Consider the following 1,256-nt stretch of genomic DNA (forward strand, 5'->3'; position numbering starts at 1 on the left):
CTATTTAACTTGTACACTTTTTATTCTAGGCCCAGCTACCGTGAATAGTGTTCAAACCGTTCGAACCTTCTGGATGATTTGCGCAATATTTACAAGGGGGATTTTGTATTATGCGTATTTCAAAAAGTATTATTTCAGCTCTATCAGTAACGTTGTTATCAACATCATTTATTGGTGTAACAAACGTACATGCCTCGACACTTTCAACAACGCCAATGTTAGGCAACCGATATTCAAAGCAAACAGCTAACTATCAAGATCTATCAACATCAACCTACTATAAAGAGGTTTGGAAAACTGCTACAAAGGCTTGGACTAAAAAAGGGTTTGTTTGGACCAAAGCCAAGAAGTCTAAAACCACTTTGTCATCATACGATGGTGGTACAAACAATAATCTAGCAGGCGTAGCATATATCAACCATGATAAACAAACTGGTCATATTTTTTGGGCTAAAGTTCGTATTAATCGTGCAGCTTTTAAAAAATATGGTTATACAAAAGCACAGCGAGTGAATGTTGCTGAACATGAATTGGGACATACATTAGGATTAGCACATAATAAAGCCGGTAGTACATCTGTTATGAACCCTTCAAATAGATACTTTGGCATTCAAAAGTGTGATGTTAAAGGCATGATTGCACGCTATAGAAGCAGTATTGCTTTCGATACGGTTCCCAATACTAAATTAAACGATCCCGCCAATGCTGTGACTTCTGTCTACTATATAAAAGCTACTCCAAAGATTTCCAAACTAAAAGTCACATACAGTAGTAAAAAACACGCTGTTACCATTAAAGGTCACGTTAAAGGTGTAAAAAAGTTACTCCTTAACTATAAGGGAAAGAAAATCGCCAACGTTAAAACAAAAGCAGGAAAATTTGTTATCACTAAGCGCTTTAAGGGCTACGGGACTTTCAAATTATTGAATGGATCAACCGTTATTAAATCAATCAATGCTAATAAATACGCAACTAAAAAACCAGTAATAAAAAAGGCAACGCGTACAAAAAAGGGCATTCACTACACCGTTATTGGTAACAAAAATGCAACTACAGATATTTATAAAAATGGTAAATATCTGATGAGCATCACAGCCTGGGATACTAACCAGACAAAATTTTATTTAAACAACTCAAAAATTAAAAACAGTAGTAAAAATTTAACTATTACTCAAAAAATTGCGGGTAAAAAAACAAGTTCAGTAGTTAAACTGCCAGCCCTCCACGTTTCCGCAGAATACAACACAATCTATTAG

1 protein-coding gene is annotated in these 1,256 nt (G+C 35.0%); it reads left to right on the forward strand.

Annotation, left to right across the window (positions count from 1 at the left end; translation table 11 throughout):
* Positions 1 to 110 precede the first annotated feature (110 nt).
* Complete coding sequence (locus tag D1831_RS14195) at positions 111 to 1,256, forward strand: matrixin family metalloprotease (protein WP_125073451.1); 1,146 nt, start codon at positions 111 to 113, stop codon at positions 1,254 to 1,256.

Source organism: Lactiplantibacillus garii, from assembly GCF_003885105.1.
GTDB lineage: Bacteria > Bacillota > Bacilli > Lactobacillales > Lactobacillaceae > Lactiplantibacillus > Lactiplantibacillus garii.

Excerpts from the sequence above, each read along its gene's own strand:
- D1831_RS14195 (WP_125073451.1), top strand. The coding sequence starts at position 111 with ATGCGTATTTCAAAAAGTATTATTTCAGCTCTATCAGTAACGTTGTTA.